Source organism: Brevibacterium sp. XM4083 (genome assembly GCF_006489205.2).
In the GTDB taxonomy this organism is placed as follows: Bacteria; Actinomycetota; Actinomycetes; order Actinomycetales; family Brevibacteriaceae; genus Brevibacterium.
The window spans coordinates 1-15,407 of record NZ_VFYR02000003.1; the positions used below are offsets into that span (position 1 = coordinate 1).

Genomic DNA, 15,407 nt, shown 5'->3' on the forward strand with positions numbered 1-15,407 from the left:
GGGGCATCCACAGGTTGTCCGCTCTCACTGTCTCAACCGCTGCTGTGATCCACCGCATCAAACCATTGTTTGTGCTGGTCACACCCGGTAGAAACACCCTTTGATCGTGGTGTTCCCGGTGAGGCGAACGAGATATAACTCTAGACCACCCCAGCGGGTGCGGGCAAGCCGTTGGCCCGGATTCGGGCTGTGACAACCGTCACCGCTGAAAACACGCGGGATCCAGGGGCCTCAGCGAGGGGGTCAGTCGTCTGCTGTCGCACTCGTCGTCGTGAAGTAGGCGTAGCCGAGGCCGCGGGACGACCAGTCGAGCGAACCACAGGTCGAGACGCGGGAATCCGGGATCGCAGGGCAACCGGGCAGCCCGCCGGCCCCACGCTACGGTGGCCCCATGAGCGATCCTGCTGAACCACTGGCCCACTCTCCCATTGCGGTCATCGCCGGCGCATCCGGGTTCGTCGGCCGCTCGCTCCTCGGTCCGCTCGAGGAATGGGGCTACCGGGTGCGCACGATCGGGCGCGGTGCGTCAGCGGACGCCTCCTGGGAGGACCCTGTTGGCATCGCCGCAGCGGTCGATGGGGCCGATCTCCTCATCAATCTCGCCGGCCGCAGCGTCGGATGTCGGTACAACGACCGCAACCGGCAGGAGATCTGGAACTCCCGCATCCTCACGACCCGAGCACTCCACGACGCAGTCACTGCCGCCTCGGCGCCGCCGCGACTGTGGATCAACGCGAGCACGGCGACGATCTACCGGCACGCCACCGACCGCCCGCAGACCGAATCGAACGGCGAGATCGGAGCGGGCTTCTCCGTCGACGTCGCGACCGGCTGGGAGGCTGAGTTCTTCCGCGGCGATCTGCCCCACACTCGGCGCGCGGCCGCGCGGATGGCGATCGTCCTCGGTGACGGCTCGGCGCTGACCATGCTCGCGAGGGCCGCGCGGTTCGGTGCGGGCGGACCTCAGCTCGAGGGCCGCTGGTTCGGGCATCGGCGCTATCGGGGAATCGGCCCGACCCCGTCGGGCCCGACGGTCTGGCGGGGACACGAGCCGACCCATGGTCATCAGCGCTTCAGCTGGATTCACATCGACGACCTCATCGCCGCAATCCGGTTCATCGATTCGCACCCGGAGCTCTCGGGCCCGATCAACCTCGCGAGCCCCGGCGTCTCGGACAACACGGCACTCATGGCAGCGCTGCGGCGGGCCGTGCGGATGCCGATCGGGATTCCCGCGCCGCGGTGGCTGCTCGAAACCGGGATGCTCGTCCTCCAGCAGGAGTCCGAACTCGTCCTCAAGAGCCGGTGGGTGCTGCCCGAGAAGCTCGAAGCCGCCGGCTTCGACTTCCGCTGGACCGACGTCGGTGCCGCGGTGAAGGGTCTGCTGCGCTGATGGCGGGGTGAGGCGATAGCGCCCGACTCACGGGCGAGCTCCCCATTCCGACGGTTCACTGAGGAGGATCTCCCCGAGGGTGCCGCGCAGCTCGGCGACGACCTCGGCGCCGATCCGGTCGTCGAGCCACGCATCGAACCGGTCGATGACCCGCCCGGCGATCTCGACACCTGTCCACCCCGCCTCGGTCAAGCGCACGAGCCGCGCCCGCCCGTCGTTCGGGTCGGGCACCACCTCGACATAGCCGAGCCGCTCGAGGTGGCGGACCTGCTCCCCCATCGCCTGCTTCGTCATCCGCGCCCGCTGCGCGAGCACCGAGGCCCGGGTCCCCTCGGGGTCGATGACGAGGAACAGCGGGGCGTGCGCGGATCGGATTCCCGTCAGGCCCGCCTCGGCGAGGGCGTCGTCCAACCCAGCGAGCAGATGCTGCGCGGTCGCGGCGAGCAGGGAGCCGAGCGGCAGCGGCCGATCCCGCAATGGATTAGTAAGGGTCTTGACCATCTCAGCGAGACCTCCTATCGTGATAACAGTCAAGCACCTTACCATCTCGGCTGGCATCGGAAGAGGACTGCACATGGAATCGATGGATCGCCCGCGCCTCATCGGCGGCTTGATCTGGACTGCGCTCGGGCTCGGAGCCCTCGTCTGGGGGCTGGTCCTCGGGACGTCACCGGGACCCGTCGTCATCGCACTCACGGCATTGACCGTCATCGCCGCCGTGACCGCGCTGACCGGGAATGGGTGGGCACGGTGGCTCACCGGCCGGCTCCTCGGTGTCGCACTCGGCCTCGAGCTCGTCCTCTCGGTCGCCGATCGCTTCGGAGCTCTCGGCGCGCCTGGTGAGCCGGGCGTCTCATGGGGAAGCTGGGGCGACTTCACGACGTACACCGGGATCCTTCTGCCGTGGGCACCGGACATCCTCGTCACCGCCGCGGCCGTCATGGCGACTCTCGCCGAGGTCGGCCTCGGCGTCATGCTCATCCTCGGCCCGCAGTGGCGCTGGGCCGGCAAACTCACCGCCGGAATGCTTCTGTGCTACCTGGTCGCGATGCTCGCCACCGTCGGCTTCGGTGAGGTCGCTCGCTACGGAGTCGTCATCCAGATCGGGGCCGCACTGCTCGTCTCGGCCCGCGGGGCGCGCCCGCGGTCAGCCGATCGCAGTCAGCCGGCGGCCGCCTCGGCGGGGTAGGGCGCGGCCACGCACTCGGGGCAGCGGGGCTGACGACCGGCCGCGGTGCACTCCGCACACCGCAGATACTGCCGGCGGCAGGCGAGGTCGGCGCAGTTGACGAACTCCGGAGTCGCCTCCCCACACGCGACGCAGCGGCCGATCGATTCGGCGCCGGCACCGAACTCGACGTGCATGCGCTTGTCGAAGACGTAGAGCGAACCGTCCCAGTACCCCGAGTTGCCGAACGTCTCGCCGTAGCGGACGATTCCGCCGTCGAGCTGGTAGACCTCGCTGAACCCGCGGTTCCTCATGAGCACGGACAGCACCTCGCAGCGGATGCCGCCGGTGCAGTAGGTGACGACGGGCTTGTCCTTGAGGTCGTCGTACTTGCCGGATTCGATCTCGGCGATGAAGTCCCGCGTCGTCTCCGTGTCGGGCACGATCGCGTCCCGGAACTTCCCGATCTGCGCCTCCATCGCATTGCGCCCATCGAAGAAGACGACCTCGTCGCCGCGCTCGTCCATGAGCTTGTGCAGAGCTCCGGGCTTGAGATGGGTTCCCCCGCCTTGGACGCCGTCGGCGGTGACGGTGATCTCGTCGTCGGTGCCGAACGTCACGAGTTCGGGGCGGACCTTGACGCTCAGCCGCGGGAAGTCATCGCCCTGCCCGTTCGACCATTTGATGTCGGCGCCCCGGAACGGCTCGTACGACTTCGTCGCCCGCACATAGGCCTTGACCTCCCCGATGTCACCGCCGAGCGTCGCGTTGATCCCGTGCTCCGAGATGATCACGCGCCCCTTGAGGCCGAGGCTCTCGGCGAGGGTGTGCTGCCACAGCCGGACGGCCTCGGGGTCGGGCAGCGGCGTGAAGACATAGAAGAGCACGATTTTGGGAGTGGCCATGATCCCCATTCTATTTCTCGGCCCGGTTCCCCTGCCACAGCGGTTGCCGGCGGACGTCAGCGCGACCGTCTTCGCCGAGGTGACGCACCGTGAGAGCGTCACCGGCGCGTGCGTCGACGCCCTCGCCGAGGCGGCCCCTCCCCCGGGCGGGCGCGCGGGAGCAACCCGGCCCGGATAAGATGGACCCTGAGCTCCGTGTCGTACGAAAGGGCCACTCAGAGGACATGTCTGAAAACCTCATCTCCGCGAATCCCGAGTCTGCTCGCGCGGACGATGCCCAGGAGGTCGATCAGACCTCGAAGAAGGTCAAGGAGACGGTCGAGTTCGCCACCACGAACCCCGACGTCGACCAGCCGTTCGCCGAACTCGGCCTCAAAGCCGACGAATACGCCCGGATCAGGGAGATCCTCGGCCGTCGCCCCACCTCGGCGGAACTGGCGATGTACTCCGTCATGTGGTCCGAGCACTGCTCGTACAAGTCCTCGAAGGTCCACCTGTCGAAGTTCGGTGACTACGTCACCGACGACATGAAGAAGCACCTGCTCGTGGGCATCGGCGAGAACGCCGGCGTCGTCGACATCGGCGACGGCTGGGCGGTGACCTTCAAGGTCGAGTCGCACAACCACCCGAGCTACGTCGAACCCCACCAGGGCGCGGCCACCGGCGTCGGCGGCATCGTCCGCGACATCATCTCGATGGGCGCCCGCCCCGTGGCCGTGATGGATCAGCTGCGCTTCGGTGCGATCGACCACCCCGACACCTCCCGCCTCGTCCACGGCGTCGTCGCCGGCATCAGCCAATACGGCAACTCCCTCGGCCTGCCCAACATCGGCGGCGAGACCGTCTTCGACTCCGTCTACCAGGGCAATCCCCTCGTCAACGCCCTGGCCGTCGGCGTTCTCCGGCATGAGGACATCCGCCTGGCCAACGCCTCCGGCAAGGGCAACAAGGTCGTCCTCTTCGGCGCCCGCACCGGCGGCGACGGCATCGGCGGAGCCTCGATCCTCGCCTCCGAATCGTTCGACGACACGAAGCCCTCGAAGCGGCCCGCCGTCCAGGTGGGCGACCCCTTCGCGGAGAAGGTGCTCATCGAATGCTGCCTCGAGCTCTTCCGCGCCGGCGTCGTCGAGGGCATCCAGGACCTCGGCGCCGCGGGCATCAGCTGCGCGACCTCCGAACTCGCCTCGAACGGCGACGGCGGCATGCACATCGCCCTCGACGACGTGCTGCTGCGCGATGACACCCTCACGCCCGAAGAGATCCTCATGTCCGAGTCGCAGGAGCGGATGATGGCCGTCGTCCGGCCCGACCGCCTCGACGACTTCATGGAGATCGTTGAGAAGTGGGACGTCGAGACCTCCGTCCTCGGCGAGGTCACCGACACCGGCCGCCTCATCATCGAATGGCACGGCGACGTCATCGTCGACGTGCCCCCGCGCTCGGTCGCCCACGACGGACCCGTCTACAACCGTCCGATGACCGAGCCCTCCTGGACCGCCGAGGTGGCCGCGAACTCCGTCGAGGCCGCCGGCCTGGTCGCGCCCACCACCGATGACGAGCTGCGGGCGACCGTGCTCGAGCTCGCAGCCGCCCCGAACCTCGCGTCGAAGGAGTGGATCACCACCCAGTACGACCGTTACGTCCAGGGCAACACCGCGCAGGCCTTCCCCGACGACGCCGGTGTCATCCGCGTCGACGAGGAGTCCGGCCTCGGAGTCGCGATCGCGACGGACGCCAACGGCCGCTACGGCTACCTCGACCCGGCCCGCGGCGCCCAGCTCGCGCTGGCCGAGGCCTACCGCAACGTCGCCACCGCAGGGGCCATCCCCCGCGCGGTCACCGACTGCCTCAACTTCGGCTCTCCCGAGGACCCGGAGATCATGTGGCAGTTCGCCGCCGCAGTCGAAGGCCTCGCCGAGGCGTGCCAGGACCTGGGCATCCCCGTGACCGGCGGCAACGTGTCCCTCTACAACCAGACCGGCGGCGTCGCCATCCACCCGACCCCGGTCGTCGGTGTGCTCGGCGTCTTCGACGACGTCGCCCGTCGCACCCCGAGCGGCTGGAGTGAGCCGGGTCAGACGATCTACCTGCTCGGCACCACGGCAGCCGAACTCGACGGTTCAGCATGGGCCGACGTCACGGCCGGCCACCTCGGCGGGGTTCCCCCGCAGTACAAGCCCGAGGCCGAACGCGAACTCGGTGAGATCCTCATCAACTCCTCGCGCGACGGCATGGTCGATGCCGCCCACGACCTCTCCGAGGGCGGCCTGTCCCAGGCCCTCGTCGAGGCGAGCCTGCGGTTCGACACCGGGGCGCGCATCTGGCTCGACGAACTCTGCGAACGCGACGGCATCGACGTCTTCACCGCCCTGTTCTCCGAATCCACGGCACGGGCGATCGTCGCCGTGCCGCGGTCGGAGGAGGTCCGGTTCAAGGACATGTGCACCGCACGCGGCTTCCCGTTCATCCGCATCGGCATGACCGACACTGGCGACGGCGAGCCGCAGCTCGAACTCGTCGATCACTTCTCGATCGGCCTGAACGAACTCCGCGACGCTCACGAGAAGACCCTGCCTGAGCATTTCGGCTGAGGTGAGATCGGCAGGGTTCGGCCTGCTGGGCTGAGCAGGGTGCGGCCTCTGCGTTGAGCAGCGGTCGGCCTCTGTACTGAGCAATGAAGGAGCCGCGTGGTCATCCACGCGGCTCCTTCGTGTCTGTCTGGGACCCATCCGGGCTCAGCGGCGCCTGTCGTTCAGTGCCGCGGGCGACGCGGCGGGTCGCCGGCTCCGTGCCGGCCGTCGTAGGGCTGGCCGCCGTATGGCTGGCCGTCGTAGGGCTGGCCGGCAGTCCACTGGCCGCCGAAACCCTGGGTGGAATCGGAGCGCTGGGTGGAATCGTGTCGGCCGTAACCGTACGGCTGATCCGCTGAGTTCGGGCCGGACGCCTGCGGGGAGCCGTGGGCTTCGTGCGCGCCCGTTGCCTGCCCGCTCGACTGCCCTGTCCCCGGGTGCTGCGCGAACGGGTTCCGGGCGTAGGGATGCTGTGCGTCCGGAGAGGGTGCTCCCGAATACTGCGCGTCCTCGCCGGGAGCATACGGATACTGGGCGCCTTGGTATTGGGCACCGTGGTGCTGGGCGCCCGGGTATGGGGCACCCGAATGCTGACCGCCGTAGTTCGGGGCTCCCGGGTGCTGACCGCCCGAGAACTGGTCACCCCAGCACTGCGCTCCCGGATACTGCGTTCCCGAATACTGACCGCCCGCCGCCGGTCCCGGCTGCAGCCGTCGACGCTCTCCGAGGGCCGGCTGCGCGACGACGGGCACCGACCCGCCGCGCAGGCGACCGCAGACGTGGAGCAGACCGAGCGCGGCGAAGAACAGGAGCAGCGAGAGCACCTGCGAGATAAGTCCCGCAACTGCGGGATCCGCTGCCTGGAGGGTGGTGACGTACTGGACGACGGCGACGACAACGGCGGAGACAGCAGCGAGGCCCGCGGCGACGAGATGGACCCACCACGACCGGTTGCGCACGATGTTCCAGGCGATGAGCAGAGCGGCGACCACGATCGTCGAGAAGACGGCGAAGACGATCGGGAACAGCGAGTACTCCGCGTTCATCCGGTAGACGAACTCCGTGAGCAGCCGTGTCATCACCGGCGGGACCGCCACACTGAGGATGCCGGCGACAAGATAGATGCCGCCGCCGACCATCCGTCGCAGCCAACTCGTGTTGCGCACGAGGAGGAACGCGAGGACGCCGACGAGGCAGGCGATGATGCCGGCGATGAGCACCACCGCAGAGTAGAGCGCGGCGAGATCCGGGAGCCCGTCGGCGATCGACGTCGAATAGATGAACGGCAGCAGGGTGATCGCCGGCAGTCGATCGATGAGGATCGACACCCAGAGCGCGATGCGTGCGAACCATCCGGGGTCGACGGCAGCAGACGCCGCTGCCGAGTGTTGCCTGCTCTCGGACCACCGGCCACCGGGACCGGATCCTGGCTGGTGCTCCGGCACATGGCCGGGGACTCCGGCATTGCGCACATACGGCTGACCGGGGTTCTCCGGCGGCTTCGGGCCGGGCCACTGCTCACTCATGCGGCCACTCTATGCGCACATGGGGTTCCCGAGCGGCAGATCATCGGTGAACTCTAGGCCCCGGTGCCGAGCTCCTCGTCGAGGCAGTCGGTGAGGGTGGGCTGCGCGAACTGGTACCCGGTCTCCTCGAGCTTCGTCGGCATGACCTTCTGGTCGGCGAGTGCCAGCTCCCTGGCGCCGTCACGTCCGAGGACGAGTTCGGTGACGAATCCCGGCGTCGGGATCACCGCGGGGCGGTGCAGATGGGCGGCGAGCGCCTCGGCGAACTCCTTCTGCGTGACGAGGTGCGGGGCCACCGCGTTGACCGGGCCCCGCACATAGTCCGTCAGCGCCGCATGGACGTAGGACCGTGCGAGGTCATCGAGCGAGACCCACGCGAGCCCCTGATCACCGCTGCCCAGCCGCCCTCCGGCCCCGGCGAGGTAGAGCGGCGCCTGCACCTTGAGGAACCCGCCGAGGGTGGTCAGCGCGATGCCCGACCGGATCGAGACCCAGCGGATGCCCGCCTCCTCGACGCTCGCCGCCGCAGCCTCCCAGTCCCGGCACAGGTCGGCGAGGAACCCCTCACCGAAGGGCGCGGACTCATCGACCGGGCGCTGCGCCTCGGCGCCGTAGGCCCCGACGGCCGACGCACAGACGAAGACCTCCGGTCGCTTCGCCTCCGGCAGCGCCTTCATCGTCTCCGCGAGCAGCATCGTCGAATCGAGACGGGAGGAGCGGATCTCCTCTTTGGCCTTCTTCGTGAACCGGGTCGCGATCGACTTCCCGCCGAGGTGGACGACGGTATCGGCCCACGCGAGGTCGCGGGGGTTGATGATCCCGAGCTCGGGATCCCAGTGCACTTCGTACTCGAATTTCGGGGTCCGACGGACGAGGAGGCGGACGAAGTGGCCGGCGGTCGAGAACAGCGCCGCAACCTGCCGACCGACGAGCCCGCTGCCGCCGCCGATGAGGATGTGCTTGGGCGTGCTCGACCGCAGCAGCGGCGCGTTCATCCGCTCGAGGAACGCGAAGTCCATGAGGAGCCGGCGCTGCCGGGCCTCGAACGTCGCCTGCAGATAGTGGCTCATCGCGCGGTCGATCGTCTCGAATCCCTGCGGCGTCATCGAGAACTCGATGGTGTCGGAGATCTGCGATCCGCCGGCCTCCGAGGTGAACTCGTGGGTGTGCTTCCACTGGCTCAGCGGACCCTTCATGAGCTCGTCGACGAAGGAGAAGCGGGAGGGCCCCTCGGAGTGCACGGCGGTGAACGGGCGCCGCACGAGTCCGTAGCTGCCGGGCAGGCTCGCCTTGATCTGGGCGACCGACCCCGGCGCGAGCGGAGGATAGCCCTCCTCGACGATCTCCTGCGCCCAGTGCGGTGAGACGCGGGTCAGCGCTCCGGGTCGTGCGTGCCAGTCGTACGTGGTCTCGGCGGCGAGCGGGACTTCCGAGGTCCACTCGAACTTGGTCATGGCTTCCCTCCTGTTCTCTCCGATGATGCCACCCCAAGCTCAAAGTGCGATCCACAACGCGCGGAATGGTCAGTGAATGGGAAGCGGCCGGCCGCCTCCTGGCCCAGGCGACGCCGCCACCGGCCGCAGCCTCCCCTACTCGGCGGGGATCTTCCCGTAGCGGAACGCCGACCAGAAGTCCCCGCGCACGTACCCGGTCTCGATCTGCGGGTCGAAGTCCCAGTGCCGGACACGGCCGATCCGCAGCGCATCGGCGACGAGCTGCCGGTTCCGCTGGGACCCGAGCACGTGCTCTTCGACCTGGATGAGGTCATAGCGCGCGGCGATCTCCGCCCGCAGCTGCGCGCAGACCTCCGCGTAGGCGGGATCGGCGGCACGGCTGTCGAGTTCGTCGGGGTCGGCGTCGAGGTCGAAGAGCAGGTCGGGGTCGCCGGGGCACACGATGAGCTTGAGCGGTCCGCGGACGATCGTCACCTGCGGTCGGCGGGTGCCCTCGGCGAAGTACTCGATGACGATGTCGCGTTCCGCAGGCCTCGACTCCCCCGCCGTCTCGCGGCGCGCCGTCTCGAGGAGGGAGACCCCGCTCAGCCCCTCGTCGACGTCGTTCACCCGCACCCGCGGCACGGCCGCGACGTCGGCGGCGTCCGCGGACTGCGCGGCCCCTTCGCCTCCGGGGTCCCGTCCCGCCGGGTCGCCGGTGAGTGCCCCGGTGCGCGCGATCTCGAGCAGCGTCGGGGCGAGGTCGATGAGCGAGACCGGCGTCGTGTACCGTCCGGGGGCGACCACCTCGGCGGGCCCGGAGATGATGAGCGGGACGCGGGCGGACTGCTCGTACGGGGACATCTTGTACCACAGCCCTTTCTCCCCGAGCATGTCCCCGTGATCGCTGACGACGATGACCACGGTGTTCTCGGCCAGGCCGAGCTCCGCCAGCCGAGACGTGATCCGGCCGATGTGGTCGTCGACGTAGCTCACCGCGGCGAAGTAGGCGCGTCGGGCCCGCCTGACCTCCTCGAGCGTCGGCTCCCTCTCGTCGAATCCGCACATCGTCCGCAGCCGATGGGTGTGCGGATCGGAGGCCGCGTCGGGGACGGCGGGGTGGGCGGGGTCGGGGATGCCCGCCTCGGCGAAGCGGTCCCAGTGCTCCCGCGGCGGCTCGTACGGGTCGTGCGGGTGGATGAACGAGGTGACCATGAGGAACGGGCGGTCCTCACCCGCCGCCTGGTTCGCCCGCTTCCGGTCGCTCAGGTGGCGCAGGGTGCGGAAGAGCACCTCGTCGTCGAAGTCCTGCTGGACGTTCGCCGTGGCCGCACCGGCGGTGAACACGGGGTCGGCGGAGTGGTACCACTGGAGCCGGTCCGCCAGTGGTCGGGTCCAGTCGGGGACCATGTCGAGGTCGGCCGGGTAGACGTCGGTCGTCAGCCGCTCCTCGAAGCCGTGGTGCTGGTCGGGGCCGATGAAGTGCATCCGGCCGATGAGCGCGGTGTGGTAGCCGAGCTTGCGGAGCCGATGAGCGAACGTCGGCACCGAGGCGGCGAAGTCGTCGCCGTTGTCGAGGCAGTCGATCTCCGAGGGCAGGCGCCCGGTCATCATCGCCGCTCGGGACGGCGCGCAGAGCGGGCTCGCGCAGTAGGCGCGGTCGAAGACGGCGCCGGTGGCGGCGAGCGCATCGATGGTGGGAGTGCGTGCGGCATCGCTGCCGTACGCGCCGAGGGCGTCGGCCGCCATCTGGTCGGCCTGGATGACGACGATGTTGGGCGGTTGCATACTGGGTCACGTCCTTGTGTGTCAGGGCGCGACCGTCCGCGGGCGCGCCGGATCTAGGGTGGCGGTGGAGCCTGAGTGAAAGGGGTGTGTGATGAGCTCATGCTGCGGTCCGTCGCGAACATCGCCGGCCAATACCGGTGCGTCGCGGCAGACCCCACCCGAGGTGGGCGTTCGCGCAGAAGAAACCCCCGCCGAGGTGGCTGTGCCGGGCCGGAATGCGACCGAAGGCGCGGGTCTCGTCGACGGCACAGGGCTCATCGACGGCCCAGGGCTCATCGACGATGGGGCACTCATCGCGGGTCTCGCCGCCTCGGCGCCACAGGATCTGCGCCTCATCGGACTGCCCGGCGGCACGTTCCGCATGGGCAGCGAGGATGCGCTCGCCTACCCTGCCGACGGCGAAGGTCCCGTGCGCGCGGTCGCCGTCGACCCGTTCGCGATCGCAGCGACCACGGTCACCGTCGCCTCCTTCGCCGCGTTCGTCCTCGCCACCGGGCACCGCACCGAGGCGGAGGTCCACGGCGATTCGCTCGTCTTCGCCGGTCATCTGCCCGACGCGGTCCGCGCGCAGTCCCCGGCCGTAGCCGCGACCCCGTGGTGGCGTCAGGTCGCGGGCGCCACGTGGCTGCACCCGGCCGGCCCCGGTGCTCCAGGGCCGGGTGCCGCTGGAGCAGCCGCGGTGGGACGAGTGGAAGGTCATGGGCCCATCGTCGCACTCGCCGACCATCCCGTCACGCATGTGACGCGACGTGACGCCGAGGCCTACGCCGCCTGGGTCGGCGCCCGCCTGCCGACCGAGGCCGAATGGGAGTACGCCGCCCGCGGCGGACTCGACCAGCAGCCCTACCCGTGGGGTTCGGTGCGCGAACCCGACGGCGTCCCGCGGATGAAGACCTTCGTCGGCACCTTCCCCGACGGTCCCACCGAACCGGTCGGCACCGTCGCCGCCAATGCCTTCGCCCCCAACGGCTTCGGGTTGCACAACATGACCGGCAATGTCTGGGAGTGGACGAGCGGGGCCTTCGCCCCTCACGACGACCGTGCCGTCCTGCGCGGCGGCTCCCACCTGTGCCACGCCTCCTACTGCCGCCGGTACCGCACCTCGGCGCGCACCGCGGTCACCCCCGACACGTCGCTCGCGCACACGGGGTTCCGACTCGCCCTCACTCTCTGAGCTGCGCGGGCGGCGGGACCCGGCGACCGGCCGGCTCGGCGGAAGTCCTCCCGGTCGGCGGCTGCCGCTCGAGACAACTCCTATGCGTCGTGCATACAATTGTCTGCATGTCCTCACAGCACATGCCGGCCATCGAGGCCGCGATCGGCGAATGGCACACGGCGGTGAACTCGGGTGACCGCGCCCGTTGTGCGCGAGCCGTCGGAGATCCCGTCGTCGTCCTCGGCCCCAAAGGCGCAGGCCCGATCACTCCGGCGGAGTTCGCCGACTGGGTGGACCGCTCCGGCATCCGGATGGTCCCGCGATCATGGCACCCGATCAGCGAGCGCCTCATGGTCGTCGAGCAGGACGCGACGTGGCCGCAGAGCCCGACTCCGACGCGGGTGGCCACGGTCTTCCGCGTCAGCGGTGCCGCACGGGGCTCCGTCGTCACCGCGGCGCTCCGGCAGCCGAGTCTCCGGTCGGCCCTCGAGCTTGCGTTCATCTGCCGGGAGATGGCGGCCACCGACCACACCGACTCGCTCGCATGACCTCCGACCATCCCGGTCGGGCGCTGTTCGCGTTCGTCCGTCGCTTCGGCCAGCTGCCCGGCCGTGAGACCGTCTCGACGGCGCAGGGCCGACTCGCCCTCGTCGCCGAGGCGGTCGATGCGCTCACGTCCCGCGGCGCCGATGCCACGGTCAATGCGGTCGCCGCTCACCTCGGCATCGATCAGTCCGGGGCGTCGCGCCTGCTGAGAACGGCCACCGAGGCAGGAGTCGTGCGCACCGACGTCTCCTCCGCCGACGCGCGGCGCCGCACCTCGGTCCTCACGCCCGCTGGAGAGTCGATGCTCGCCGAGGCGCTCACCTGGCAGGATGAGGTCCTCGCTCGTCTCACTGCGCAGTGGTCCGAGGACCGCCGGGCCGACTTCCTCTCCGACTTGGGCGAGATCGTCGCTGCGGCGGACCGCCTCGGGCTCTGACTCCGCCGCCGGAGGAGAGCGCCGCGGTCAGGACACCCGCGTCGACGGCCGCGGCGTCGCCGCCACCTCAGTCACGCGGACGAGCCGCCGGCTCACCTCCGGTCTCCCCAGCACCGTCGGGGCGGGACTGGGCATGCACCTCGGTGGGGTCGGCCTCGGACTCAGCGGCCGCCTCGGCGGGGATGTCCGTCTCACTGTCCGAGGAGTCCGCGGTCTCCGGGGTCCACCCGTCGGCCCACTGGCCGGTCTCGTAGTCGTAGCCGACGGGTTCGCCGTTCTCGTCGGTGCGCTGGTACCAGTCGGTGTAGTCCTCGTGCTCGGAGTCGATATCGCCGTTGGCACCGTCCCCGGGTTCGGTCGGGACGACGTGGAGGGCGAAATTGTCGCCGTAGGTCTCCGCGCCGGCGACGACGGCGTTGTCGACCGCGTTCTGCGCATACTTCCGGCGCAGGGCGATCGGGTCGGTGCGCAGCTCCTTCACCCACGCGACGATGATGAGGATCATCACGAGGGCGAACGGCACGGCGGTGACGATGACGAGCTGCTGGAGACCCTCGAGGGCGCTCGCGTTGCCGAGGAGGAGCATGACGACGGCGATCCCGGACATGACGAGCCCCCAGAACACGACGACCCACTTCTTCGGCGTCTGGTCGCCGCGGCTCGTGAGCATGCCCATGACCACCGAGGCGGAGTCGGCGGAGGTGATGAAGAAGATCGCGAGGACGACGATCGCGACCGCCGGCAGCCAGCCGATGCCCGGGAGGTTGCCGATGAGGGTGAAGAACACCTCGGGGGCCTCCATCGTCTCGGTGAATCCGGCAGCGCCCTCCCGGTACATCCAGATCGAGGTCCCGCCCATGATCCCGTAGGCGACGAAGAGGAGGGCCGAGGGGATGAAGATCGTGCCGAGGATGAACTGGCGGATGCTGCGGCCGCGGGAGATCCGGGCGATGAACGTGCCGACGAACGGCGACCACGAGATCCACCATGCCCAGTAGTAGACGGTCCACACCGACTGGAACTCCTGCGTCTGGCCGCCCCACGACAGGGACCGGCCCATGAGGTCGAAGAACGAGCCGAGGTACTCCATGAGCGCCGAGGGCAGCAGGTTGAGGAGGAAGAGGGTGGGGCCGAGGAAGAGGACGAGGGCGACGATGCCGACCGTGAGCACGATGTTGATCGATGAGAGGTAGCGGATGCCGCGGGAGACGCCGGACACCGCGGAGATGATGAAGCCCACGGTGAGGACGCAGATGATGATGACGAGCGTCGTGTTCGTCATCGGACCGGCCCCGGACACGATCGTCACACCGGTGCCGATCTGCATCGCGGCGATGCCGAGGGCGGCGGCGGTCCCGAAGAGGGTGGCGACGATCGCGAAGATGTCGACGAGGCGACCGGCGAAGCCCTCGGTCTGGCGCTTGCCGAAGAGGCTGCGGAAGATCGAGGACAGCAGGAGCGAGCGGCCGCGGCGGTAGGCGGCGTAGGCGATCGCCCCGCCGACGAGGGCGTACATCGCCCACGCGTGGAAGCCCCAGTGGTAATAGGTCTGGGCCATCGAGCCGTGGAGGGCCTCAACGGTCTCCGGGTCGTTCGTCAGCGGCGGTGGGGKGATGAAGTAGGTCAGCGGCTCGGAGGGACCGAAGAAGAGGACGCCGATGCCGATGCCGGCGGCGAAGAGCATCGCGACCCACGCGAACGTGCTGAACTCCGCCTTCTCCCCGTCCTTGCCCAACGGGATCCGCCCGTACGGCGAGAACGCGATGATGAGGAGGGCGACGAGAACGACGATCGCGACGAGGTTGAAGAACCAGCCGACGTTGAGCGTCGACCAGTCGTAGGCGGCCGTCGCGACGGTGGAGACGCTGCCGGGATCGGCGATGCCCCAGATGACGAACGCGACGGTGAGACCGCCGGCGATCGCGAAGATCACCTTGTCGATCGAGTACCGGCGCCGCTGTTCGTCGATCGCGATGCCGGGCACGAGGATCGGGTGGATGTCGTGCGGGTACTGGGTCTCCGCCTCCTCGCCCACACCGTCGGTGGTGCCGGCCGCCCGTTTGGGTCGTGCGTAGTCGAGGGCGCCGAGGCGCTTGCCGGCATCCCGGCTCACCCGCTTGGCATCGCGGCCGACCCGTTTGGCGTCGGCTCTCATCCGTTCGCGGGAGGCGCGGCGGGCCGGAGTGCGCAGCGACAGGGAGTGCTCGGGGGCCGCGTCGGTGCGCGTCGTGTGCTCGGTGTCGGGCGCCGGCTGCGTGTCGGGCGTGGTGTGACGGTCGTCGGTCGAGTCGCGGGACAAGACGATGGGCCTTTCTCAATGGTCGGTCTCAGTGACAGTGGTCGGTCTCAGTGACGGGTTATCGGTCTCGGTGACGGTTGCCGGTGTGCTCTGTGCCGGTGTGCTCTGTGCCGGCGGGCCGTGTCTTCGCCGCAGGCTGCGCTCCGGTCGGAAGCGTGCGGCGCCCGTGTGGGCGTGCGGCGGCTCG

At 69.5% G+C, this 15,407-nt stretch carries 12 protein-coding genes; 6 read left to right on the top strand and 6 right to left on the bottom strand.

All coding sequences use genetic code 11. The annotated features are described in order from the left end of the window. Positions 1–391: 391 nt before the first annotated feature. The gene (locus FJ887_RS09385; RefSeq protein ID WP_137824826.1) at positions 392–1,393 is read left to right on the top strand and encodes an epimerase; all 1,002 of its coding nucleotides are present in this window, start codon (positions 392–394) and stop codon (positions 1,391–1,393) included. 27 nt (positions 1,394–1,420) lie between these two features. On the opposite strand, the gene FJ887_RS09390 is transcribed toward FJ887_RS09385, so the two are convergent. Then, on the bottom strand, positions 1,421–1,927 hold the full coding sequence (locus tag FJ887_RS09390; protein WP_181365635.1) for a MarR family winged helix-turn-helix transcriptional regulator: 507 nt from the start codon (positions 1,925–1,927) through the stop codon (positions 1,421–1,423). A gap of 40 nt (positions 1,928–1,967) precedes the next feature. On the opposite strand from FJ887_RS09390, the gene FJ887_RS09395 reads away from it, so the two are divergent. Then, on the top strand, positions 1,968–2,582 hold the full coding sequence (locus FJ887_RS09395; protein ID WP_171006991.1) for a hypothetical protein: 615 nt from the start codon (positions 1,968–1,970) through the stop codon (positions 2,580–2,582). Here FJ887_RS09395 and trhO read toward each other — a convergent pair. Further along, on the bottom strand, positions 2,555–3,466 hold the full coding sequence (trhO, locus tag FJ887_RS09400; RefSeq protein ID WP_137824823.1) for an oxygen-dependent tRNA uridine(34) hydroxylase TrhO: 912 nt from the start codon (positions 3,464–3,466) through the stop codon (positions 2,555–2,557). The two genes, FJ887_RS09395 and trhO, sit on opposite strands and share 28 nt — an antisense overlap. Positions 3,467–3,690: 224 nt before the next feature. On the opposite strand from trhO, the gene purL reads away from it, so the two are divergent. After that, the gene (gene purL, locus FJ887_RS09405) at positions 3,691–6,057 is read left to right on the top strand and encodes a phosphoribosylformylglycinamidine synthase subunit PurL (RefSeq protein WP_137824822.1); all 2,367 of its coding nucleotides are present in this window, start codon (positions 3,691–3,693) and stop codon (positions 6,055–6,057) included. A gap of 161 nt (positions 6,058–6,218) precedes the next feature. On the opposite strand, the gene FJ887_RS09410 is transcribed toward purL, so the two are convergent. From FJ887_RS09410 to betC, 3 genes are all read right to left on the bottom strand, one after another. Further along, the gene (locus FJ887_RS09410; protein WP_140955236.1) at positions 6,219–7,562 is read right to left on the bottom strand and encodes a DUF4064 domain-containing protein; all 1,344 of its coding nucleotides are present in this window, start codon (positions 7,560–7,562) and stop codon (positions 6,219–6,221) included. Positions 7,563–7,615: 53 nt separating this feature from the next. Further along, complete coding sequence (locus FJ887_RS09415) at positions 7,616–9,016, bottom strand: TIGR01777 family oxidoreductase (protein ID WP_137824820.1); 1,401 nt, start codon at positions 9,014–9,016, stop codon at positions 7,616–7,618. A 135-nt stretch (positions 9,017–9,151) separates the two neighbouring features. Next, complete coding sequence (gene betC, locus FJ887_RS09420; protein ID WP_137824819.1) at positions 9,152–10,783, bottom strand: choline-sulfatase; 1,632 nt, start codon at positions 10,781–10,783, stop codon at positions 9,152–9,154. Positions 10,784–10,946: 163 nt separating this feature from the next. On the opposite strand from betC, the gene FJ887_RS09425 reads away from it, so the two are divergent. The 3 genes from FJ887_RS09425 to FJ887_RS09435 all read left to right on the top strand — a co-directional run bounded on the left by FJ887_RS09425 (position 10,947) and on the right by FJ887_RS09435 (position 12,921). Next, positions 10,947–11,957 (top strand): formylglycine-generating enzyme family protein, encoded by a 1,011-nt coding sequence (locus FJ887_RS09425; protein ID WP_249356675.1) that lies wholly within the window; start codon positions 10,947–10,949, stop codon positions 11,955–11,957. Between the two features lie 107 nt (positions 11,958–12,064). Beyond that, positions 12,065–12,487: a hypothetical protein gene (locus FJ887_RS09430; protein ID WP_212743287.1), complete on the top strand. Its 423-nt coding sequence runs from the start codon at positions 12,065–12,067 to the stop codon at positions 12,485–12,487. Next, positions 12,484–12,921: a MarR family winged helix-turn-helix transcriptional regulator gene (locus FJ887_RS09435; RefSeq protein WP_137824817.1), complete on the top strand. Its 438-nt coding sequence runs from the start codon at positions 12,484–12,486 to the stop codon at positions 12,919–12,921. Before FJ887_RS09430 ends, FJ887_RS09435 begins: the two co-directional genes overlap by 4 nt. A gap of 67 nt (positions 12,922–12,988) precedes the next feature. Here FJ887_RS09435 and FJ887_RS09440 read toward each other — a convergent pair whose 3' ends face one another. Continuing rightward, positions 12,989–15,076 (bottom strand): BCCT family transporter, encoded by a 2,088-nt coding sequence (locus FJ887_RS09440; protein WP_250786236.1) that lies wholly within the window; start codon positions 15,074–15,076, stop codon positions 12,989–12,991. Positions 15,077–15,407: the final 331 nt, after the last annotated feature.